We start from the raw sequence: 22,554 nt of genomic DNA, 5'->3' as shown, positions 1-22,554 counted from the left end.
ACCGTGGTACATTTGTTTGAATATCAAATCCACAGAAATCTGCGACTCTCGAACAGGAATTTTGCGATGTCCAAAAAAGAACTGCCGCAGCGTGCAAAGGTCGTCATTGTTGGCGGCGGCGTCATGGGTTGCGGCCTGGCCTATCATCTGGGGCATGAGGGCTGGGGGGACGACACCGTCCTGCTGGAAAAGGCCGAACTGACCAGCGGGTCGACATGGCACGCAGCAGGGCAGATCACCCATTCCACCAGTTCTTACGGGCTGGGGCGGATGGTCGATTACAACATCGGCCTTTATTCCAAGACGCTTGAGGAAGAGACAGGGCAGGCGGTCACCTGGCACGGCTGCGGCTCGTTCCGGCTGGCCTATACCGAGGATGAGATGGACTGGCTGCGCCACACCCTGTCCGTCGGCCGTTCGCTGGGTTTCAATATCGAGCTGGTGAGGCCGGACTTCATCGCAGAAAAGCACCCCTTCTATTATCTGGAAGGCGTTCTGGGCGCGCTTTACACCCCGGATGATGGCCATGTGGACCCGTCAAACGTGACCATGGCGATGGCCACCGGTGCGCGTCAGAAAGGCGTGAAGATCTTTCGCCATTGCCGCGCCACGAACATCACCCAGAATGATGCGGGCGAATGGGTGGTTGAAACCGAAAAGGGCACAATCATTTGCGAGCATGTGGTCAATGCCGGTGGCACCTATGCGCGCCAGATGGGCGAATGGTCGGGCTTGCAACTGCCGATGACCTCGATGACGCACCATTATTTCGTGACCGAGAATGTGCCCGAGTTTCAGGATCTGGACACCGAGCTGCCCGTGATCCGCGACGACAAGATGGTCTCGGGCTATATCCGGATGGAGCAGAAAAAGGGCCTGATCGGGATCTACGAGAAAGAAAACTCGAACTCGGTCTGGCATGACGAGTGCCCGTGGGAATACGAGAACTGGCTATTCGAGGCCGATTATGACCGTGTCATGCCATGGCTTGAGAATTCTCTGGAGCGCATGCCGATCTTTGCGGAACTGGGCATCACCCGTGAGGTCCACGGCGCGATCAGCCACCCGCCGGATGGCAACCCGATGGTTGGGCCTGCGCCGGGCGTCAAGAACTACTGGTGTTGCTGCGGCACCCAGATCGGGATCGGTTGGGGCCCCGGCCTGACACGCGAACTGGCCAAATGGATGGTGCGGGGTGCCGCCGATATCTCGATGCGCGATTACGACCCCCGCCGCTTTGGCAGCTATGCCAAAAAGGACTGGCAGGTCATCAAAGCGCATGAGGATTACAAGCTGCGCCACGAGATTCCCTTCCCGCATTTCAACCGACTGGAAGGTCGCCCGATCAAGCCGTCACCGCTCTATGAGATCCTCAAGGACAAAGGCGCGGTGTATGAAGAGGTTTACGGGTTTGAGCGCCCCCGCTGGTTTGCGATGGACGGCGTCGAGCAGCGCGACCACTACAGCTTCCGCCGCAATGTGGTGCATGATGTGGTGGGCGCCGAGGTAAAAGCCGTACGCCAAGGCGTCGGCATTATGGACGTCACCGCCTTTACCAAGGTCGAGGTTTCGGGCCCGGACGCATACGCATTGTTGGACCGTCTGACCGCCAACAAGATGCCGCAGAAAACCGGCTCGATCACGCTGACCCATATGCTGAACCGCCGGGGTCGGGTCGAGTTGGAAACCACGCTGGTACGCATGGCGGATGATCGGTTCTATCTGGTCTGCGCCGCCTTCTTCGAACAGCGTCTGCTGGACCACCTGAACCACAACTGCGCCGATGAGGATGTAACCATCACGGCGCTGTCCGCCGGATGGTCGGCCCTGTCGCTGAACGGCCCAAAATCGCGGGACGTTCTGGCGCAATGCACCGATGCGGATCTTTCGAATGCAGGGTTCCGCTGGCTGTCGGCACAGGAAATCACCGTTGCAGGCCACAAGGTCTGGGCGTTCCGGATGTCCTATGCGGGCGAACTGGGTTGGGAACTGCACATGCCGGACGCGGCCTGCGTTGACGTCTATTCCGCGCTCTGGGCCGCAGGTGCGCCCTTTGGCATCGTCAATTACGGGTCCTTCGCGATGAACGCGATGCGGATGGAGAAAGCCTTCCCCGGTGCGGGCGAATTGACCAATGAGGTCACGCTGCCCGAGGCCAATGTGGGCCGTTTCATGAAGCTGGACAAAGACTATCTGGGCGTTGAGGCCACCCGTGTCAGCGCGCAGCAGGCCGAGACAGGCGAAATGCCGTGGATCTGCGCCTATCTGGAGATCGAACCGGACGGGGTCGAGGATGGTCATGGCGGCGAAGCCGTTATTGTAAATGGCGAAATCGTCGGCGCAACGGCCTCGGTCGCTTATGGCCATACAGTCGGTAAAATTCTGGCCTTTGCCTATATCAAACCGCGCGCGCATGTGCCCGGCACCGAGATCGAAGTCATCATAGCGGGCAAGCCGCGCAAAGGGCGTATTCTGAGTGAGCCAGCCTATGACCCGGCCAGCCTGCTGCCGCGCACCGACGCCCCACAGCTTGAGCAAGTAGAGGAAGCCTGACGTGAAGATCACGCGCATCGCGCTGTGGGAAGTCCCCCTGACCAGCCATGAGACCTACTACATGGCAGACGGAAAAACCTGCGACACCACCACCTCGGTGGTGTTGCGGATCGACACCGATACCGGGCTGCAAGGATGGGGTGAGGTCTGCCCCATTCCCCATTACCTGCCTGCTTATGCCAAGGGCGTGGTGCCTGCGGTAATGGAACTGGCCCCGGTTCTGATCGGGGCCGACCCTGTTGGCCCTGAAACCCTGATGGAGAAACTGAACTCGTACCTTCAGGGCCACGGCTATGCCAAATCCGCCCTTGATACGGCCCTTTGGGATTTGACGGCGCAGGCGGCGGGCTTGCCGCTGCATCGCCTTTTGGGTGGGCGACAGGTCAAGGACATGCCGCTTTATCACTCGATCACCTGTGTCGCGCCGGACGAAATGGCCCGCATGGCGCGGGATGCCTATGACAAGGGCATGCGTCAATTTCAGGTCAAGCTAGGTGCCGACAATGACTGGCAGATGGATGTCGAACGTCTGGCCAAGGTGCGCGAGGCCGTTGGGGCAGGGCCCCTGGTCTATGGCGACTGGAACTGTGGCAGCGATGCGCTGTCGGCGATCCGTGTGGGTCGCGCCGCTGCGCATCTGGACGTGATGCTGGAACAGCCCTGTACCACCTTGCAGGAATGCGCCCATGTCCAGCGCACCACCGGTCTGCCGATGAAGATTGACGAGAACGCCCATGACATCGCCTCGGTGATCGAGGCGCATCAGGCCGGGTGTATGCAGGCCGCAGCGTTGAAATTGTCCAAGATGGGGGGCCTGTCGGCGATGCGGCAAATCCGCGATCTGTGCCTGACCCTGGGCACCCGGATGTGCATCGAGGATACATGGGGCAGTGACATCACCACGGCGGCGCTGCTGCATCTGGCGGCATCGACACCGGCGCGCGGCATCATGAACACCTGCGACCTGAGCCACTATGTCGGCCCGCGTCTGGCACCGGATGGCCCGGTGCGTGAAAACGGCCGCATCGCCCCGCCCGAAGGGCCGGGGCTTGGCGTCACACCTGATGCGGACGCGCTTGGCCAGCCGGTCACGATCATCGACTAACCTGAGTGGCGGCCCCAATTCACCGGGCTGCCGCCTTGCCCCTGGCACCGGTCGATCCTACGCTGCGCCAGCGGCACAAGTGCCCTGGCAATTGCAGGCGAACTCACCATGTCCAAGCCCCTCGACAGTTGGATCGGACGGACCGAGACCCACACGGGCGTTCTGCGGCCCGAGCCTGCGCGCTTCATGCAGGCGACACTGGGTCGGACCCCCAGCCTTCAGGTCGGTGACCCGCTGCCGCCGCTATGGCACTGGCTTTATTTCCTTGAGGCGCAGCCGATGGATGGCCTGGGACGCGATGGCCACCCAAAGAAGGGCGGTTTTCTACCGCCCGTGTCGCTGCCCCGGCGCATGTGGGCCGGAGGGCGATTTGCCTTTCATGCGCCGTTGCCTCTGGGCGCGCGTGTCAAAAAACGCTCGACCATCAAAAGCGTCGTGGAAAAGACCGGTCGCAGCGGGCCGCTTTGCTTTGTAACCGTCCTGCACGAGCTGATGCTTGAGGATGGCAACCTCGCCCTGACCGAAGAATATGACATCGTCTATCGCGAAGACCCACATCCAGATGCGCCGCAGCCGATCCCGCCGGTTGCGCCTAAGGGTGCGCAAATCTCTGAGCAGGTGACGCCGTCTCAGGTCATGCTGTTTCGCTACTCGGCGTTGACGTTCAATGGCCACCGCATTCACTATGACGTTGATTATGCAAGGTCGGTCGAAGGCTACGACGGGTTGGTTTTCCACGGCCCACTGACCGCCACGCTTCTTGTCGATCTGGCCTGCCGGACAAAGGGCAAATCGCCAAAAACCTTCGCGTTTCGTGGGCTGTCGCCGATTGCGGGCATGGGCCCGTTTAATATCGAGGGCAACAGAACCGGCGAAGATATCCAGCTTTGGGCGCGGCGGCAGGACGGTGTCAAAGCGATGGACGCCAAGGCGACATTCTGATCCGCTGCCCAAACCCTGTCAGCGCTGATCCAGATGCTCCAGCAAGGACAGGCACTTATGCGCAACCGGGTTCTGCTGTCCGAACCGTGTCAGGCGCGCGAAGAACTTGGTTTTGTTCGAATGCCAGTCGACCGGCATCTCGACCAAGGCACCCCGGGTCAGGTACGAATCCACAAAGCTGCGCCAGCCAAGGCCCAGACCTTGCCCTGCTGCGGCGGCTTCCAGCAGGTAGACATAGCTGTCAAACTCTTCGGCAATCGGCCACCCGGCATAGGCGGGATGCACATTCACCCAGTCGGGCCAGTCCATCCATCCGAAATTCTCTTTCTGCAGCCTGAGCAGAGGAGGGGGCTTGGCCTTGCCCGCAAGGGCGGCAACGGCCTGTTCAACGATGGCGGGCGTGCCGACCGGCTTGATCTCTTCCTTGCATAAAACCACATGCGGCGCGTCCGGAGTGGCCGAAGCGTATTCAAATACGATATCGGCCCCGGTATCAATGGCGGCGGTCAGAAGGTTGTATTCCGCTGTCAGCAATCGCAGCTCGGAACCGCTTCCCAACGCCCTGCGCAACGCGCCATAGCGGGGCATCAGCAAAAGATGCGAAACCGAATGGGAACACACAACTGTCACCTCGCTTTGCGGGCGCACAAGGCTGTTCACGGCGGATTGCATGTTATCCAGCGTCTGCGCGACAGAATGATAAAAATCCTTGCCTTTTCTGGTCAGTGAAACGCGCGCGCCTTGCCGCTCGAACAAGGTGGTTCCGAACCGGATTTCCAGATTTCGGATATGTCGGCTGATCGCGGGCTGCGATGTCCTCAGCTCTTCTGCGGCCCGCGCAAAACCCTGTAATCGTGCCACCGCCTCAAACGCAATCATCGCGTTGATCGACGGCAGGTTATATTTGCGCTGACCCATATCAGTTTTGATATTGAATGCTGCACGTCAAAGCAATGGCATTTCGGGCTGCGCGGCAGCAAGGTCCGAAAACCCACCACAGGTTCGGAACGGCACAAGGCTGGCGCATGGAAAGCTATGTAAAACCCCCAAAATGGCAGAACCCCAAGGTCAAGCTGTTCCCGCATCAGGTGGGGTTTACCGCCCCGCCACATGACTTTGACGCAGCACCTTCGGACTTTCTGCGCATGGCCCCGCGCAGCGTGGGCGTGCATGGCCGGATGCTGCACGTGCCGGATTACGCGCACCGTCTGGATCAGCGGCAAAAGAACTTTGGCCTTTTGGAAGAATTCGTTGAATGCATGGCCAATAACGGTGCGGATGTCTGCGGTCAGGTCGGCTCGAACTGGGTCCATGCCAGCGGTCTGGGTGTCGAGGGCATCCGGCAACATTGCGAGCAACTCAGCGACACATACCAGACCCCCTTTCACATGGCGGGTTATGCCATGGTCGAGGCGTTACGTGAGTTGAATGTTGAAAAGGTCGCGCTGAGTGCCTGCTACCACCCCGACAGCTGGTATACCGGCACGGTTGGCTTCCTGCGCGAAGCCGGGTTTGATGTGGTCTGGGCAGGCAATTTCTTCGATCAGGGTTGGTTTGAAAGTCAGGACGCGGTTGACGACTGCATCTGGTGCTTTGACGAAGACCTGTTGTGGAAGTCCTTCGACTACACAGCAGAGCAGGCCCCGAATGTGGACGCCTACCTGATCAACGGGATGAGCAACTATCGCCGCCCATCTGACGGGATCGCACAACGCCCGGTGCATTATGAGGTCGCGCTGGAAAGCCGTTTGGGCAAACCGATCATCGGCCATGACACGGCGCTGTACTGGCGGATTTTCAAGACACTCGGCATTGCCCCGGAAACGCAGCAGGGCCGATTGCTCTCATCACTGAAAGGCTGAACATGCACAAAATCGTCGCCCTTTGGGCCATCCCACGCTCAACCTCGACCGCGTTTGAATGGATGATGCGTCAGCGCGGCGATCTGGACTGTCTGCATGAACCTTTCGGCGAAGCCTGGTATCAGGGCGAGGATCCCATGTGGCCCCGGTTCAAGGAAGGTGAGAAAACAACGCCCGGCCTGACCCTTGAAAGCGTGTGGACGGACGTCAGGGCCCGCGCCGAGAAAGGCCCTGTCTTCATCAAGGATTTCCCGCATTATATCAACCACATGTGGGATGCTGAGTTCCTGTCTCATTTCACCCATGCTTTCCTGATCCGTGACCCGGCCAAAACGATCACGTCGATGTATAACAAATGGCCCGATTTCGACGAGTTAGAGGTCGGCTTTCCCGAGCAACGCGCGCTTTACGATCTTCTGACTGCCTTGAACGGAACGCCGCCGCCGGTGATCGACAGCGATGATGTGCTGGAGAACCCGTACGAAATGACCCAGGCCTTCTGCGAAGCCGTCGGGATCCCATTCATCGAAGAGGCGCTGAGCTGGGAGGCGGGAGGCGATCCTTCAGCGCATAGCTGGTGGGACGGAGGATCCTTCCACGCAAACCTCGCCAAATCGACCGGCCTTGTCCGGCAGGAACGCAAATATGTCGATCTGTCCAACACCCCGGATCGCGTCCGCCGCGTTCACCGCCGCATGAAGCCGCATTACGACCATCTGTTCCGCAACCGGATCCGGGTGTCGGAAACTGTCTGAGGGATGAAGCAACCGGCTAGGCGGAATGTGGGGTTTCGACTCTAAAGAAGATCGCGCACGATATTAACATAACCTTGCTTATAGGGCTTAAATGCTGAAGCAGCAAAGTTAAAATGTCCCACATTAGCAAAGTAGAAGTGTCACACTTCTCTGTCGAGCAGGCAGGATTGGAGTGTGGCGGTGGGATTGGTTGTCATGAGCGAACGCGAGCTTAATCGTATAGAAGTGCTGAGCCAAGTCTCCCAAGGCCGCATGACGGTGGTTTCCGCCGCAAATGTTCTTAACTTGAGCCGCAGACAAGTTCACCGTTTGCTCAGGGTTTTCCAGACTGATGGTCCGGCTGCGCTGCGTCACAAGGCGCGCGACCGTGGATCCAACAATCGTATTGATCCGGCCGTTCGAGAGTTTGCCCTGGTACTCGTCAAAGAACGATACGCTGATTTTGGCCCGACACTGGCAGCTGAGATGTTGTTGGAACATCATGATCTGAGCGTCTCGCGCGAGACGCTGCGCAAGTGGATGCAGGCAGACGGAATCTGGTTATCTCGCAAACAGCGCAGGACGTTCCACCAGCCGCGCTTGCGCCGGGAATGCTTGGGTGAGCTCATCCAGATCGACGGATCTGACCACCGCTGGTTCGAGGATCGCGCCCCGCCCTGCACGCTGCTTGTCTTCATCGACGATGCGACCAGCACATTGATGCAGCTACGGTTCGTGAAGTCGGAAAGCACCTTCAGCTATTTCGAAGCGCTTGATGGCTACCTGGCTGATCATGGTCGCCCTGTTGCCTTCTATTCCGACAAGCACACCGTGTTTCGGGTAGCGCAGCAAGGTGCAAAGTCGGGCCATGGCATGACCCAGTTTGGCCGGGCTTTGAATGAGTTGAACATCGAGATCCTCTGCGCCAACAGCAGCCAGGCCAAGGGCCGTGTCGAGCGTGCCAACCGCACGCTACAAGATCGGCTGGTGAAGGAATTGCGGCTCGCTGGGACCTCAGACATGGAAGCCGCAAACACTTTCCTTCCGGGATTCATGCAGCGTTACAACGTCAGGTTTACCAAATCGCCGCGTCGACCGGACAATCTGCACCGGGCCCTGAATGTCGAGCCCGACCGTCTGCGGGACATCCTGTGCTGGCGCGACGAGCGCTACGTCGACCGGAACCTGGTGCTACGCTACGACCGCAAGCGGATAACGCTTGAAGAGAATGACCTCACCCGTGGCCTCGTTGGCAAATATGTGGACAGCTATGAATACCAGGACGGTACGCTGGAATTCCGGTCAAAGGGCGTTCCACTGCCCTACTCTGCTTACGACAAAGATCAACGTGTGAGCCACACGGCGATCATTGGGAACAAGCGACTGAGCGCAGTGCTGGAGCACATCAAGCAAGAGCAGGGTAAAGCACCACCCAAGAAGCGCCGCGTCGGCACTCAGGCCACACGCTACAAACCGACAGGCCGGCGCAACAATGGCTGGAACTCAAGGCTTGCGAAAGCAGCGAAAGAAAAGCGTGCAGCCAGCCAGGGCTCCGATGTTTGAGGTCTCCACCCTGTCAGGCTGCACTACCGTTCCGCGGCAACTGGGACATTTCTGCTTGATTGCAACACAATGCACATCGGTTTTTACGCCCGCATGTTGGCCCCGTTTGCATCATAGATGGGTCCGCCCAGAACTTCGGCATCATAGAATTCACCCAGAATTTCCACCTGAAGCGCCGTGCCCGGAGCGGCATGCTCGGTCGCGACATATCCCATCGCCATGGATCGCCCGACCCGGTGGGCAAAGCCGCCGGATGAGACATATCCAACAGCGGCGCCGTCTTTCAGGATCGCCTCGTCATTTGAAACGTCAATCCCGTCCACGTCGATTGTCATTGTCACCAGTTTCTGCTTCACGCCCTGTGCACGCGATGCCTCAGTCGCATTTTTACCGACGAAATCTTTCTTCCAGTTGATAAACGCGTCCATTCCGCTTTCGACCGCATTGAAATCGGGACGGAATTCCAGGGTCCAGACGCCCCAGCCCTTTTCCAGCCGCATCGACATCAGCGCCCGCGCGCCGTACCAGCGATAACCCAGATCGGCCCCGGCCTCTTCTATGGCCTCAGCCAGACGCAGCAGATATTGCGGTTTGCAGTAGATTTCATAGCCCAACTCGCCGCTGAACGAGATGCGGTTCAGAATTACCGGAACCCCGGCCACAAAGGTCTGACGCAGGTCACGGAATTTGAACGCGTCGGCCGAGACATCCTCACGCGTCAGCCGCGCCAGCAAGTCGCGGGATTTTGGACCAGACAGCGCGATGCCATGCCAGTCGTCCGAGACATTGGCATAGGTCACACCCTCGGGCAGGTCCTTTTCGAACCAGCGGCGGTGCGCCTCTTGCATCGCACCCGAGCCGAACAGGACAAAGTGGTCTTCGGCCAGACAGGCGACAGTCAGATCTCCGTACAGTTTGCCCTTGGGTGTCAGCATCGGCGTCAGTGTCAGGCGACCCGGTTTGGGCACATATCCGGCCAGTACGTGATCCAGATATGCACGCGCGCCTTCACCCTTGAATTCATGCTTGGCAAAGTTGGCAATCTCAATCCCGCCCACGGCCTCTTGCACCGCCTTGACCTCGCGCGCGACATAGTCGTGGCTGCGATTGCGCTCGAATGTCGGGTCTTCGTGCGCGTCGTCGGGGCCATCTGCGAACCAAAGCGCGTTTTCCAGACCGAACCCCTGCCCCATCCGCGCGCCATTGGCGACCAGCCGGTCATAAAGCGCGGTGGTTTTCTGCATCCGGCCCTTGGGCAAAGTTTCGTTGGGGAAGGTCATCACAAACCGCCGCTCATAATTCTCGGACGATTTGACCGTGCCCCAGTCGGGCGTCGCAAATTCGCCAAATCGCGCAACATCCATGGCCCAAACGTCGATCGAGGGTTCGCCGTCGATCATCCACTCGGCCATGGTCAGGCCGACACCCCCGCCCTGACAAAAGCCCGCCATGACGCCAACCGCGACCCAATAGTTCTTCATCCCCGGCACCGGCCCGATCATCGGATTGCCATCGGGACCAAAGGTAAATGGACCGTTGATCATGTCCTTGATCCCGGCCTGACCGATCGTGGGGATACGTTCGAAGGACATCTCCAGCCGGTCAGCAATACGGTCGAGGTCGGGTTGCAGCAGTTCGTGCCCAAAATCCCAGGGTGTGGCATCCACTTTCCACGGGGTCGATTTCGGCTCGTAAGTACCCAGCAGCATCCCCTGCCGTTCCTGCCGGAAATAGATGTTGGCCTCATAATCGATCCCGGCAGGCAGGCGACCGGCCTCACCCATGCTTTCCATCCGCTCGGCAATCTGAGGGATCTTCTCGGTGATCAGATAGTGATGTTCCATCGGCTGCACCGGCAGATGGATACCGGACATATGCCCCACCTCACGCGCCCAGAGACCGCCGCAATTGACCACATGCTCGGCGTTGATCCGCCCTTTGGGCGTGGTCAGGTCCCACGAGCCGTCCGGCCGCTGAGATATTGCCGTCACCCCGCAATGGGTGAAATATTGCGCCCCATGAACGCGGGCGGATTTGGCAAATGCATAAGTGGCCCCAGACGGATCAAGATCACCATCCTGATCATCCCATAGCGCCGCATAATAGTGTTTCGGATCGATCAGCGGGTGCCGTTCGGCCAATTCTGACGGAGAGATGAATTCCTGATGCAGCCCCATATAGCGCGCTTTCGAGCGTTCGCGTTTCAGGTAATCATACCATTCCTTGGTCGAGGCCGCGTAGAACCCGCCAGTGATATGCAGGCCGACCGAATGGCCCGATGTTTCTTCAATCTCTTTATAAAGATCAATGGTATAACTTTGCAGGCGGCTGATATTCGGGTCAGAACTGATCGTGTGAATTTGCCCCGCCGCATGCCAGCTTGAGCCCGAGGTCAACTCGTCCCGTTCCAGAAGCACTACGTCTTTCCAGCCAAACTTGGCCAGGTGAAACAGGATCGAACAGCCAACAACGCCACCGCCAATTACAACAACCTTGGCGTGGGACGGCAGCGGTTTGCCGGTGGCGGTTTCGTCTTTTTGAATCTCGGGCATGGGGGTGTTCCTTACATCATCCGGGTCAAGGCAAGGGGGCGATCAGTACCAGGCATCGGGAAGGGCTTCTTTGCGTCTGGCCACAAACGCCTCCAGGGCTTCGCGCGTGGCCTCTTCGATAGGCGGCGCTTCGTAATCCCTCAGCATCTGGGTCCAACGGTCATAAGCGCGTGTCCGCATGTCTTTCGCGCCTTCATCCTCCCAGCTTTCGACATTTTCGCTGTGGCTCAGCGCGGGTTCATAAAAGGCGTTCTGATAGTGGCGCATGGTGTGACCGCAGCCCAGGAAATGACCGCCGGGGCCGACCTCGGCATAGGCGTCGCGGGCCAGTGCCTCATCCGAGGTATCCAGCCCTTGGCTGAGAACCTTTTGATAAGACCCCAACCGGTCCGCATCCATGATCAGCTTTTCAAACCCGGTGCACAGGCCGCCTTCCAGCCAACCGGCTGAGTGCAGGACAAAATTCGCCCCGGCCAGCATGGTCGAATGCATCGAATCCGCGCTTTCATAGGCGGCCTGCGCGTCCTCGATCTTGGATGCCGTCAGCGAGCCACCACAGCGCAGCGGCAGGCCCGCGCGGCGGGCCAGTTGGCCGATGGCATAGTTCGAGATCACAGGTTCGGGCATCCCAAAGGTCGGCGCACCGGATTTCAGTGACATCGACGACAGGAAGTTGCCCAGAACAAAGGGCGCGCCGGGTCGGATAAGCTGAACATATGCACAGACCATCATCGCCTCTGCCATGGCCTGCGCGACCGAGGCGGCGGTTGAGACCGGACCCATCGCCCCCGACAGGATGAACGGCACGACGATCATGCCCTGCCCCCGGCTGCTGTAAACCCGCGCGGACTCGGTCACCACCTTGTCGACCAACAGCGGAGAATTGGTGTTCACGTTGCCCATGATGACGCAGTTTTCGGCCATCACATCGGCCCCAAAGACGATCTCGGCCATATCGACACTGTCTTGCGCGCGGCTCATTTCGGTGATCGCGCCCAGATGGGGTTTGTCGCTCAGCGTCATATGGGCCAGCAGCATGTCCAGATGGCGCTTGCTGACTGGCACGTCGCAGGGCTCGCAGGTGACAAAGCCGCCGTGATGCAGGTTCGGGTGCATATAGGTCAGGCGCACAAGGTCCTGAAACGCCTTGATGTCGCCATAACGCCGACCGCCGTGCAAATCGCGCACAAACGGCGCGCCGTAGATCGGCGCGAAGACCTGATTGCGCCCGCCAATCCGAACCGAGCGTTCGGGATTGCGGGCCAGTTGCGTAAACTCACGCGGGGCTTTGGCGCACAGGCTGCGGATCCAGTCCGCCGGGGCGCGCACGATATCGCCTTCGATCCGGGCCCCTTCCCTTTTCCACAATTCCAGCGCCTCGGGGTCGTCGCGAAAGGCGATGCCGACATCCTGAATGATCCAGTCGACTTGCTGTTCCAGCCGGGCAATCTGCTCTTCGTCCAGCAGGTCGTAATACGGTGCTTGCCGTTGGATAAACGGAGACGCTGGCTGCGTGTCCTGTCGTTGTCTGGATCCCCGTGCGCGCCGTGCCATTGCAAACCCTCATCGACTTGTTCGCGCATAGTCATACTGCGCAACCGCCCGCCTGTGACGGTTGAAAAGATTGATCTTTTGCATAAGCTGAATTTATGCAAAACCTTTGGTCCCAACTCGCATCCCCCCGTCATCTGGTCGTGTTCGAAGCTGCCGCCCGGACCGGGTCATTCACCAAAGCGGCGCAAGAGCTGAATGTGCAGCAACCGGCGGTCAGCGCGTCGATCAAACAGCTGGAAACCGCGCTTGGCGTGATCCTGTTCCGGCGCAACCATCGCAGGATCACCCTGACAAATGCGGGAACGCGATTGTTTGCCGATGTGACCCGCGCGTTCGAAATGCTGTCGCATTCCGCATCCTCGATCCGGCAGTTCGCCAGCAATGACCACGTGACGCTCAGCGCTTCTTCGGCCTTCAACAACTATTGGCTGGTGCCGCGTATTGCCTCGTTCCAGCAAAAACACCCAGATATTGACCTGCGCCTGCAATCCAGCGACCGCGAGCCTGACCTGACGGTCGAAACCATCAGCCTTGCGGTGCGTCTCGGCGATGGCAACTGGCCGGATTGCGAGGCGCAGCTGATCTATGACGAGATTATATACCCCGTAGCCGCCCCCCGCGTCATGGCCGCCGCAGTGACCTTGCGCAGCGTGCCGGGCTTGTTGAACCAGCGCCTGATCCATCTTGAGGAACCCATCCGCGAGCGGCCCTCGTGGGATCAGTGGTTCAGCGCGTTCGGCATATCCGAAGTTACGCCGCGCAGCGGTCTGCGCCTCAACGATTACGCATTGGTTTTGCAGGCGGCGATGGCGGGCGAAGGGTTTGCCTTTGGCTGGCACCACATCGTCGAACATCTGGTGCAGCAAGGCGTGTTGGCCGCGCGCCCGGAATGGACATGGAGAACCGGCAAGGGCTTCTATCTGGTCTGGTCGAAATCCCGCCCCCTGACGCCCGAGGCCCAGAGCGTCCGCGACTGGATTCTGTCGGCCCGAACTGATGGCTGAGGCAGCTAACCGGTATCCGCAAGGCAGTCATCCACGAACGGGTGTTCGACGGCCGGCCAATAGGGAAGTTTGCGCTTGTGCAGGGCGATGTCACGAAACGCGGGCTGGGTTCCGCCCGGGCTGGCGACCTGCAGGATGTGATCCGAGATTTTGCTGAACGGGCCGTAGAAATGGAACAGGGATTTCACCGCCACTGCCGATTTCTCGGCCAGTCGGATACCCATCTGCTCAAACGCTTCGGGGTGGTACACCTGAACGCGCAGGTCGTTGACCAGCAGGTCGATCTGGCCGTCGAGCCGCAGCCAGACCACGGTGCCCATCGGCTCTAACCCTGTTCCCAGATGCTGACCCAGACCTGCTGCGATATTCATGACCGTCGCCCGCAGATCGATGGGATCGCCCGACACCGTGCCTGTCTTGCCGCCCAGCCGAACGGTCAATGTGCTGCCGATACCCGCATCCTGACAAATGCGAACAACGCCGGGGTCCCAGAACATCCCGCTGGCAAAATTCCTGAACCCACGGTCCAGCATGGCGGCCAACAGATAGGTGGCGTCGCCCGGTGCGCCGCCGCCCGAATTGTCACCCATATCCGTCAGAACACACAGCCCTGCGCGCGTTCCTACCTGATCCAGCGCGCTGTCAATCGGCAGATAGTCAGTGGTCACCCGGTGACGCAGATCGAAAAACCGACGGCCCAATGTCTCTGCCAGTTGGACCGCCAGTTGCGGCTGATTGTCGGTCACGACCAGCATCCGCGCGCCAACATCCGCAACATCCGCCCATGGAAACCCGTGGCTGAGAGACACCGACAACACATCGGGCGCAGTCTGAGCAGCGGCCATTTCGGCCACGAAATCCTTCATCGCCCCCGCTTTCGTCAGATAGAGATTCACCATCCGCGTGTCATAAAACGCCATGCAAGGCACGATCTCACCCACATGGGCGCGCCGGGCCAGGTCGAACAGCTCAGCCGCGCAGGCGGTTGCGTCGTCATGGGGGTATTCCCTGAAATGCACGATCAGATCGCTGGCCTGCAGCATCCTGTCGGTGAGATGAGAATGCAGGTCCAGAGACACCCCAATCGTGGCATTCGGGCACAGCGCACGGGCGCGGGTCAAAAGGTCGCCTTCGCAATCCTCGATATGTTCGGCCACCATCGCGCCATGCAGTTGCAACAGAATGATATCTGCGCCGCCGCACTCGGTCAGATCAGACAGGATCTCACCGCTTAACGCATCATAACAGCTACGGGTGGTCGGCCCGGCAGGTTCGGCAATGGCGGCCAGACTTTCGATGACCTGCCACCCCAAGGCTTCTGCTTTTGCGCGCCACAAATGCAACGCCTCGGTCATCAGGTTGGGCGGTTCCTGCGTTGCGGTTCCGTGGCGCAGAAAATACTCCTCGAACCCCGATATCGCGGTTGGCATTGTGCAGAACGTATTCGTCTCGGTCGATAGCGTTGCAATGAAGAGTTTCATGGAATCCTATCCCCGACACGACAGAGGACGACCGCAAAAGCCATCCCCTTTTCTTTCACGATACTATCATAGATCGGCTGCTATTCCGCTTTCCACCAGCGTTCCATAAAGCTGCTGCCATCCAGATCGAGGTTCGAGCCGAATTTTTCCGGCGTGCCGACGCTGGGCCGCGTGGCAAAGACGTAGGAGGCAAACATCGGGATCGCAACGCCGCCCTGATTGGCCACAATGTCCTGCATCTCGCCATACATCTGGCGGCGTTTGTCGGTGTCCAGCTCGGCCCGTGCCTCGACCAGCAGCTTGTCGAATTTTTCGTGCGACCAGAAGGATTCGTTCCAGGCAACGCCAGACTGGAACGCCAGCGAGAACATCAGATCTTCGACCGGGCGACCGGCCCAGTAGCTGGCGCACCAGGGTTTCTTGGTCCAGACCTCGGACCAGTAGCCATCATTGGGCTCGCGTTTGACGGTGACATTGATCCCGCATTTCGCCGCCGAGTTCGAAATCAGCGTCGCGGCGTCCACCGCACCGGGGAAGGCGGCATCTGACGACGAAAGCTCGACATCCAGCGAGTCCAACCCGGCCTGTTTCAGATAGAATCTCGCCTTGTCGGGGTCGAACGTCTTTTGCTCAAGCTCGGCGTTGAAGTATTTCTGGCCCGATCCGATCGGGTGGTCGTTGCCAACCGCGCCATAGCCCAGCAGGATTTTGTCGACCAATTCCTGCCGGTCGATGCCCCATTTGATCGCCTGACGGATATTGTTGTCATCAAATGGCGCGGTATTCGTCAGCATCGGGAACGAGTAATGCTGGGTGCCCGCCACCGAATGCAACGTGACATTGGGATCGCGCGAGATGAATTTGGCGGTTTTCGGATCGACCTTGTCGGCAACGTCAACGGTGCCCGCCGACAGGGCCGCCATACGCGCGGTCGTATCCAGCAACACCAGCAGTTTCCATTCATCCACATGGGCGACATCATCGTTCCAATGGTTGGCATGACGCACCAGATCGGCTGAGATGCCGGGCTGGAAGTCGGTCAACTGATAGGCCCCACAGCCAATGCCCGACTGCCAGTCGATTCTGTCACCTTCTGCCGGCAGAATGGCAAAACGATAGTCGCTGAGGATGGCCGGAAAGTCCGCATTGCCGCCTTCCAGTTCAAATACGATGGTTTGCGATCCGTCCGCGCGGACCGATTTGACCCCTGCCAACAGCGGCGCACCGGTCGAGGTCGAACCCTCGCCCCGGTGATAGTTGATCGACGCGATCACATCGTCCGAGGTCACACTGCGGCCATTGTGAAACTCGACCCCGTCGCGCAACTGGAATGTCCAGACCGAGGCATCCGGCGACGCTTCCCAGGATTGAGCAATCGAAGGTTGCACATTGCTGTCGGCGTCAACAGCCGTCAGGAAGCCGTTCATACCCAGGCTCAACGGGATCAGGAAGCCTGCCGAGATCTGCCCCGGATCCAGTTGTTCGGTGGATGCACCGTGGCCGATACCTGCGACCATGCTGCCACCTTTCTTGGGTGTCGCAGCGATTGCCCGGTCGGCCAGCAAGGTTGCAGCGCTGACGGTCATCCCGGTTGCCAGTACACCACGCATGAACTGGCGGCGGTCCACCTGACGCATTTGCAGGCGGTGTTCCAGTTGCCGCACATACTGAAGTTTATCCATTGCTTGACCTCCCCTGGGCATGGATGCGTTGGCCCAAGGATTGCGCGCCCAAATGGGCTTAACAATAACGCCAGATTATGCTTTCTTTAGCGAGTTTAAGCGAAAGACCAACCGCATATGCATGAACATCTGGCAGCGAACCTGCGCTATCTGTGCGCCGATCACCCTTCGGTTGCTGCGGTGTGCAGGGACATCGGAATCAACCACCAGCAATTTGCCAAATACCTCAGCGGTCGCAGTCAGCCCTCGCCCAATAACCTGCGCCGGATCGGTCGGTTCTTTGGCGTTGACGAGCATATTTTGCTGGGCGACCCGGCCGAGTTGCGCCGCCACACCACCCGACTGGCCAAAACCGAAGCCGACCGACGTCGGGACCCGCTGATCGACGTGTTTCCGGGCGATCTGCAAAGACTGCGACCTTTCCTGGGATCGTATCAGGTGTTCTTTCGCGCGCCCAACGATCCGACCAAAGTGATTGTCAACGTTGCCTTCTTGGATGAGCGCAACGGGACCGTCTACAGCCGGATCGTCGAAGCGCTGAGCGAAGGAAAATCTTCGACGCGCCGTTGGACGCGGTGTGATGGCAAAGCGGCCTTCCGCGCCGGTCAGGTATTTGTCGTCGATGCCGAGCGCGGACCGGACGCACCGCTAAGCCTGTATATTCTGAACAAACCACACCGGGACAAATCGCGCCTGTTGTTTGGCACAATGTCCTATCTGGCCTCGCTTTCGGGCCGGGCGCCGACCTCATCACCTGTTGTGTGGAAGAAGGTTGAAAGCTACCGCTCGGTCCGCGAACTCTTTGCCAATAGCGGCAGCTTAGACCTGTACAGTCCAAGGGTCGAGTCCAAGATCCGCCAGCATCTGAGCCAGGCATCGGGATAAGGGCAGTCTTCTGCCAACCGATCACCCCAGATAGTCGCGCAGTTCTGGCGGCGGGTTTTCGAATAGCGGGCCTGTTGCTGCCGGAGGATGCGCCTGTCCGTTGGCCACAAGCACGGTTTGACTTGCGATCCGTCGCGCATCCTGCGGGTCGTGGCTGACCATCATCAGGGTCGTTCCGGTTTCCGCCAGCAAATCCGCGACAAGGTCCTGCATTTCTGCCTTCAACGCGGGTCCAAGGGCCGCGAAGGGTTCGTCCAGCAACAAGAGCTGTCGCCGCTGCACAAGCACCCGCGCCAACGCCACCCGGCTTTGCTGACCACCGGACAACTCGGCCGGTTTGCGTGCCTCGAACCCGGACAGGGCCACGCGCGCCAGCGCCGACTGAACCTGCGACTGCTTAGCGTCAGTCAGGCGTCCGTTCGGACGCATGCCCAGGGCCACATTCTGCGCGACGGTCAGATGTGGGAACAGATTTCCGTCCTGAAACAGCATCGCCACAGGGCGCTTGCCCGGCGCGCGGTCGGAAATTCGCGCGCCTTGCCACAGGATCTGCCCCTGCCTGAGATCGCGAAACCCGGCGATCGCCTCCAGCAGCGTTGACTTGCCCGCACCGGACGGGCCGATGATTGCTACGCTGGCACCCGCCTCGACCTGAAAACCCGCATGCAGCGAGAAGCCGCCATTTTCGATGACGCATCCCTCAAGTTTCAGCATGCGCTCGCCCTCCACGATCCAAAAGCCAGAATGCGCCCATCGACAACACCAGCAACAACAGCGCCGCCCCTGCGGCAGCTTGCATCTGATACGCCCCCATCAGGCGGTAAATCTGCAGCGGCAGGGTCGCAACCTTCGGGTCGGCAAACAAGGCGATCACGCCCAGATCGCCCATCGACAACGCCGCCGCCAACCCTGCGGCAAAGCCGATTTGCGCGCGCATACGCGGCAGCAGGACGCGCGTGAAAAAGGTCCATCTGGTCATATCCAGCGACAGCGCCAACCGCCCGTGCCGGGTGACCACATCACGCGCAGCAGGCACCAGAATGCGCAGCGCAAACGGCAGCGCCATCACCGCATTCACCAACGCGGTCACGGGCAAGGCCAGCGATGTGGGGCTGATCACCGGTCGGATTAGAATGAACAGGCCTGTGCCGATCACCAAGGGTGAGGCTGCAAGGCCCAGAATGCCGCTGATTTCGACAATGCCATGTCGTCCGGTTGCAACCGCCATCGCCATGGGCAACGCCAGCATCAGCAAAACGGAGGTACTGACCGCTGCCACCAGAACCGAGGTCAGCGCCGCGCGGAAGACCAACGCGGGCATGTCGAAAATCCCGCCGATCCCCGAGATCACGACCGCCGCCAGCGGCAACAGCAGAAACGCAGCCGCGGCGATGATCCAGAATGTGTCGAAGACGGGTGCCCCTCCATCCCAGCGGCGAATGGCCCGGTCCAGCCCGGTGCCAAACCCGTCACCCCGCGAAAACCGAAGGGCAGCCAGGGCAGCAGCAGCTGTCAGGGCCAGTTGCAGCGCGGATAGCAGCGCGGCGCGGCCCAGATCGAAATCGTAGGTGAAGGATTGATAGATCGCCAGTTCGATGGTTGTCGCGCGCGGCCCCCCTCCCAACGTTAGGGCGACGGCAAAGCTGGTCAGGCAAATCGCGAAGATTACCGCCAGCACGCCAGGCAGGATGCGTTTCAGCATCGGCAGTTCGATCAGACGGAACATCGCCATTCCGTCACAGCCCAGCTGCGCGGCCAGACGGAACCTCTCGGCGGGGATTTCCTGCCACGCCTGCAGGATCAGCCGTGTGGCAAGCGGCAGGTTGAAGAACACATGCGCCAGCACGACGCCGTGCAACCCGTAGATCCGTATCGGCGGCAAGCCAAACAGACCCAGAACGTCGGAAATCCAGCCCGCACGGCCAAAGACCTGCAACAGACCAAGGATTGCGACGATGACCGGCAAGATAAACGGGGCACCCAGCAGCGCGATCAGCGCGCGCCGCCCCGGAAAGCGCCGCCGGGCCAGTGCACGGGCCACAGGGATCGCCAGCGCCGCGCTGAACAGGGCCGACAAGACGGCCTGCACCAGCGTAAAGCGCAACGCGGCCCAGTCCGCCGGGCCGAACCCGCCGGCTGCATCAGCCCGCAGTGCAACGGCGGCCAGCGTCCCAAGGATCAGCGCAGCGACCAGCGCCGCTGCGCCAACACCCGGCCAGGGGCTTACTGGCTGAGCGCGCCCAGCCATTCCGCAAGCGCCTGATCCCGCGCAACGGCAGCCTCATCCGGGGACAACAACAGTGATTTTTCCGGGGTGATCAGCGTATCGAACCCTTCGGGCAAGCCCGATGCCGGAGTCACCGCCGGATACATCCAGTTGGTCGTGGGAATGATCTGCTGGAACGCGTCCGAGACCATGAATTGCAGGAACTGATCTGCCAGTTCCGGCTGATCCGTCCCAGCCAGTTTCCCGGCCACTTCCACCTGCATATAATGACCTTCGTCAAAAGCCGCCGCCGCCTTGCTGGCGTCTTCTTCGGCAATCAGGTGATAGGCAGGCGATGTGGTGTAGCTGAGGACCATGTCGGCCTCACCTTCCAGAAACAGCCCGTACGCCTCGGACCAACCCTTGGTCACGGTTACGATATTGTCGGCCAGACCGGCCCAAATCTGGGGCGCGTCATCGCCATAGGCCGCCTTGACCCACAGCAGCAGACCCAGACCGGGGGTCGAGGAGCGCGGGTCCTGAATGATGATCTTGGTGTCGCTGTCGGCCAGGTCCCGGAAATTCGCAGGGGCCGCAGCATCGGCATTGTGGACAAAGGCGAAATAGCCCCAGTCATAGGGGGCAAACACGTCATCCGACCACTCGATCGGCAGCGCATATTCAGCGGTCACCGCGCTTGGCGCGAACAGGCCGGTTTCCTTGGCGGCTGTGATCAGGTTGGTATCCAGACCCAACACCACATCCGCGTCCGAGCTTTCGCCCTCAAGCCGGATGCGCGACAGAAGCGCTGCGCCGTCTTCAACGCCAACAAGGTTCAGGTCACAATCGCAGACGGCCTCGAACGCCTCTTTGACCTTGGGACCGGGGCCCCAATCCGAGACGAAGCTGTCATAGGTGTAAACGGTCAGCTGAGGTTTGTCGTCCGCCATGGCGGCTGTTGCACTCAGAATTCCCGCAGCAATCAGCAGATGTTTCATGTCATCCTCCATTGCGGCGAGAGGGCAAGGATGGATGAACCGTTACCTTTCCCTCCGCCGGTTCTAGCCGGTTCAGGTTCAACGGGTTCGCCCATGGCATCTCAGCGTTTTTGTCACGCACCCCGAGGTAAAAGCCTGACTAGGGGGGAACGGATCAAAAGACAACCAGATTCGCTGCCCGCAGGTGCCGCCTGAAAGGGCCGCGTCGGGCCGAAACCGGGCAGGAAATTTCCGATAATGCCCAAAACAAGGGCCAAAAAAACGGATTGTTTTGCGCCTGATCCGATTTTTGGGAAATTCGTCCTGTCTGAGCGCTGGTCATTCCACTGAAGACCCCATATGAGGAACGCCACGCGTTTAACAGGCAGAAAAACAGTCCCGTGTTCGACCTTCCCGCGCAGCGCGCGCATCTCTCCGAAAAATATGATCTTGCCCCCTCGCCCCAGCTTGCTGAAAGCATGAGCGACATCTACGACCGCATGTCCCGTGTGGTGTCGCCGATGGATTGGGCGATCTACGCGCCCTACGTCAAAGCGATCAACGATCTGAAGGCCAAGCGCAACGCGGTCATTCTGGGCCACAACTACATGACGCCCGAGATTTACCACGGCATTTCGGATTTCGGCGGCGACAGCTTGCAACTGGCCATCAAGGCGACCGAGGTCGAGGCCGATGTGATCGTGCAATGCGGTGTGCATTTCATGGCCGAGACGTCGAAGATTCTCAGCCCTGACAAAACCGTGCTGATGCCGGATATGGAAGCCGGATGCTCGTTGGCGGAATCCATCACCGCCGAAGGCGTCGAGGAAATGCGCCGCCGCTATCCCGGCGCGCCGGTCGTGTCTTATGTGAACACCACGGCCGAGGTCAAAGCGGCCTCGGACATCTGCTGCACCTCATCGAACGCGGCGCAGATCGTTGCGGCGCAGGACAGCCATACCGTCATCATGACCCCGGATCAGTATCTGGCCCAGAACGTGGCGCGCGACGTGCCGCAGAAGAACGTGGTCTGGTGGGAAGGTTCATGCATCGTGCACGAGCAATACAGCGCCAGCGATCTGCGCGACTTCCGCGAATGGAACCCCGGCACGCGTCTGATTGCCCATCCCGAATGCCCGCCGGACGTGGTGGCCGAGGCCGATTTCTCGGGCTCGACCAGCGGGATCATCAAATACGTCACGGATGAGAAGCCGGAAAAGGCGCTGCTGATCACCGAATGTTCGATGGCGTCGAATATCGCGGATTCTCTGCCCGAGGTCGATTTTGTCGGCCCCTGCAACATGTGCCCCTACATGAAGAAAATCACGCTGGAAAAGGTGCTGTTCGCGCTGGACACGATGACCGGACAGGTCGAGGTGGATGCAGAAGTAGCGGACAAGGCCCGCCTGTCGGTGCAGCGCATGATCGACCTGTCGCGCCATTTGGGTATTTGA

Annotated in this window: 17 protein-coding genes and 1 riboswitch; of the genes, 9 read left to right on the top strand and 8 right to left on the bottom strand. The window is 59.9% G+C overall.

The features are described from left to right. Positions 1–66: 66 nt before the first annotated feature. From ACR0KX_RS03920 to ACR0KX_RS03910, 3 genes are all read left to right on the top strand, one after another. The gene (locus ACR0KX_RS03920) at positions 67–2,553 is read left to right on the top strand and encodes an FAD-dependent oxidoreductase (protein WP_480707904.1); all 2,487 of its coding nucleotides are present in this window, start codon (positions 67–69) and stop codon (positions 2,551–2,553) included. A gap of 1 nt (position 2,554) precedes the next feature. Beyond that, complete coding sequence (locus tag ACR0KX_RS03915; protein ID WP_170622602.1) at positions 2,555–3,658, top strand: mandelate racemase/muconate lactonizing enzyme family protein; 1,104 nt, start codon at positions 2,555–2,557, stop codon at positions 3,656–3,658. Between the two features lie 108 nt (positions 3,659–3,766). After that, a complete protein-coding gene (locus ACR0KX_RS03910) occupies positions 3,767–4,600 on the top strand; it encodes an FAS1-like dehydratase domain-containing protein (protein WP_170622601.1) in 834 nt (277 codons plus the stop codon). Between the two features lie 18 nt (positions 4,601–4,618). Here the strand turns inward: ACR0KX_RS03910 and ACR0KX_RS03905 are convergent, their stop codons facing one another. Beyond that, a complete protein-coding gene (locus ACR0KX_RS03905; protein ID WP_480707901.1) occupies positions 4,619–5,518 on the bottom strand; it encodes a LysR family transcriptional regulator in 900 nt (299 codons plus the stop codon). A 17-nt stretch (positions 5,519–5,535) separates the two neighbouring features. Between ACR0KX_RS03905 and ACR0KX_RS03900 the strand changes: the two genes are divergently transcribed. From ACR0KX_RS03900 to ACR0KX_RS03890, 3 genes are all read left to right on the top strand, one after another. Next, entirely contained in the window at positions 5,536–6,462 is a 927-nt protein-coding gene (locus tag ACR0KX_RS03900) for a hypothetical protein (RefSeq protein ID WP_480707899.1), read from the top strand. 2 nt (positions 6,463–6,464) lie between these two features. After that, positions 6,465–7,217, top strand: coding sequence for a sulfotransferase-like domain-containing protein (locus ACR0KX_RS03895; RefSeq protein ID WP_480584084.1), 753 nt, complete (start codon positions 6,465–6,467; stop codon positions 7,215–7,217). A 180-nt stretch (positions 7,218–7,397) separates the two neighbouring features. Beyond that, a complete protein-coding gene (locus tag ACR0KX_RS03890) occupies positions 7,398–8,759 on the top strand; it encodes an ISNCY family transposase (protein ID WP_480708390.1) in 1,362 nt (453 codons plus the stop codon). 83 nt (positions 8,760–8,842) lie between these two features. Here the strand turns inward: ACR0KX_RS03890 and ACR0KX_RS03885 are convergent, their stop codons facing one another. Both ACR0KX_RS03885 and ACR0KX_RS03880 read right to left on the bottom strand, forming a co-directional pair. Beyond that, positions 8,843–11,311 (bottom strand): FAD-dependent oxidoreductase, encoded by a 2,469-nt coding sequence (locus ACR0KX_RS03885; RefSeq protein WP_170622598.1) that lies wholly within the window; start codon positions 11,309–11,311, stop codon positions 8,843–8,845. A 42-nt stretch (positions 11,312–11,353) separates the two neighbouring features. Then, a complete protein-coding gene (locus tag ACR0KX_RS03880) occupies positions 11,354–12,865 on the bottom strand; it encodes a trimethylamine methyltransferase family protein (protein ID WP_170622597.1) in 1,512 nt (503 codons plus the stop codon). Between the two features lie 95 nt (positions 12,866–12,960). Between ACR0KX_RS03880 and ACR0KX_RS03875 the strand changes: the two genes are divergently transcribed. Beyond that, positions 12,961–13,869, top strand: coding sequence for a LysR substrate-binding domain-containing protein (locus ACR0KX_RS03875; RefSeq protein WP_170622596.1), 909 nt, complete (start codon positions 12,961–12,963; stop codon positions 13,867–13,869). A gap of 5 nt (positions 13,870–13,874) precedes the next feature. On the opposite strand, the gene ACR0KX_RS03870 is transcribed toward ACR0KX_RS03875, so the two are convergent. Further along, on the bottom strand, positions 13,875–15,350 hold the full coding sequence (locus ACR0KX_RS03870) for a M81 family metallopeptidase (protein WP_170622595.1): 1,476 nt from the start codon (positions 15,348–15,350) through the stop codon (positions 13,875–13,877). 80 nt (positions 15,351–15,430) lie between these two features. Next, the gene (locus ACR0KX_RS03865) at positions 15,431–17,032 is read right to left on the bottom strand and encodes an ABC transporter substrate-binding protein (protein WP_480707897.1); all 1,602 of its coding nucleotides are present in this window, start codon (positions 17,030–17,032) and stop codon (positions 15,431–15,433) included. A 117-nt stretch (positions 17,033–17,149) separates the two neighbouring features. Here ACR0KX_RS03865 and ACR0KX_RS03860 point away from each other — a divergent pair, with 117 nt between their 5' ends. Further along, on the top strand, positions 17,150–17,917 hold the full coding sequence (locus ACR0KX_RS03860; RefSeq protein ID WP_480707895.1) for a helix-turn-helix domain-containing protein: 768 nt from the start codon (positions 17,150–17,152) through the stop codon (positions 17,915–17,917). A 21-nt stretch (positions 17,918–17,938) separates the two neighbouring features. Here ACR0KX_RS03860 and ACR0KX_RS03855 read toward each other — a convergent pair whose 3' ends face one another. Genes ACR0KX_RS03855 through thiB form a run of 3 tightly spaced genes read right to left on the bottom strand, consistent with a single transcriptional unit; the run spans position 17,939 to position 21,121 of the window. Beyond that, on the bottom strand, positions 17,939–18,631 hold the full coding sequence (locus ACR0KX_RS03855) for an ATP-binding cassette domain-containing protein (RefSeq protein WP_170622593.1): 693 nt from the start codon (positions 18,629–18,631) through the stop codon (positions 17,939–17,941). Further along, on the bottom strand, positions 18,618–20,165 hold the full coding sequence (locus ACR0KX_RS03850; protein ID WP_480707893.1) for a thiamine/thiamine pyrophosphate ABC transporter permease ThiP: 1,548 nt from the start codon (positions 20,163–20,165) through the stop codon (positions 18,618–18,620). Before ACR0KX_RS03850 ends, ACR0KX_RS03855 begins: the two co-directional genes overlap by 14 nt. Further along, positions 20,141–21,121 carry a thiamine ABC transporter substrate binding subunit gene (thiB, locus tag ACR0KX_RS03845; RefSeq protein WP_170622591.1) on the bottom strand — a complete coding sequence of 327 codons (981 nt, stop codon included), beginning with the start codon at positions 21,119–21,121 and terminating at the stop codon, positions 20,141–20,143. Before thiB ends, ACR0KX_RS03850 begins: the two co-directional genes overlap by 25 nt. A gap of 31 nt (positions 21,122–21,152) precedes the next feature. Then, positions 21,153–21,256, bottom strand: a riboswitch (TPP riboswitch). 245 nt (positions 21,257–21,501) lie between these two features. On the opposite strand from thiB, the gene nadA reads away from it, so the two are divergent. After that, the gene (gene nadA / locus ACR0KX_RS03840) at positions 21,502–22,554 is read left to right on the top strand and encodes a quinolinate synthase NadA (protein ID WP_170622590.1); all 1,053 of its coding nucleotides are present in this window, start codon (positions 21,502–21,504) and stop codon (positions 22,552–22,554) included.

The organism is Ruegeria sp. BG5, from assembly GCF_056538425.1.
This window is presented reverse-complemented; position numbering and strand designations above follow the sequence as displayed.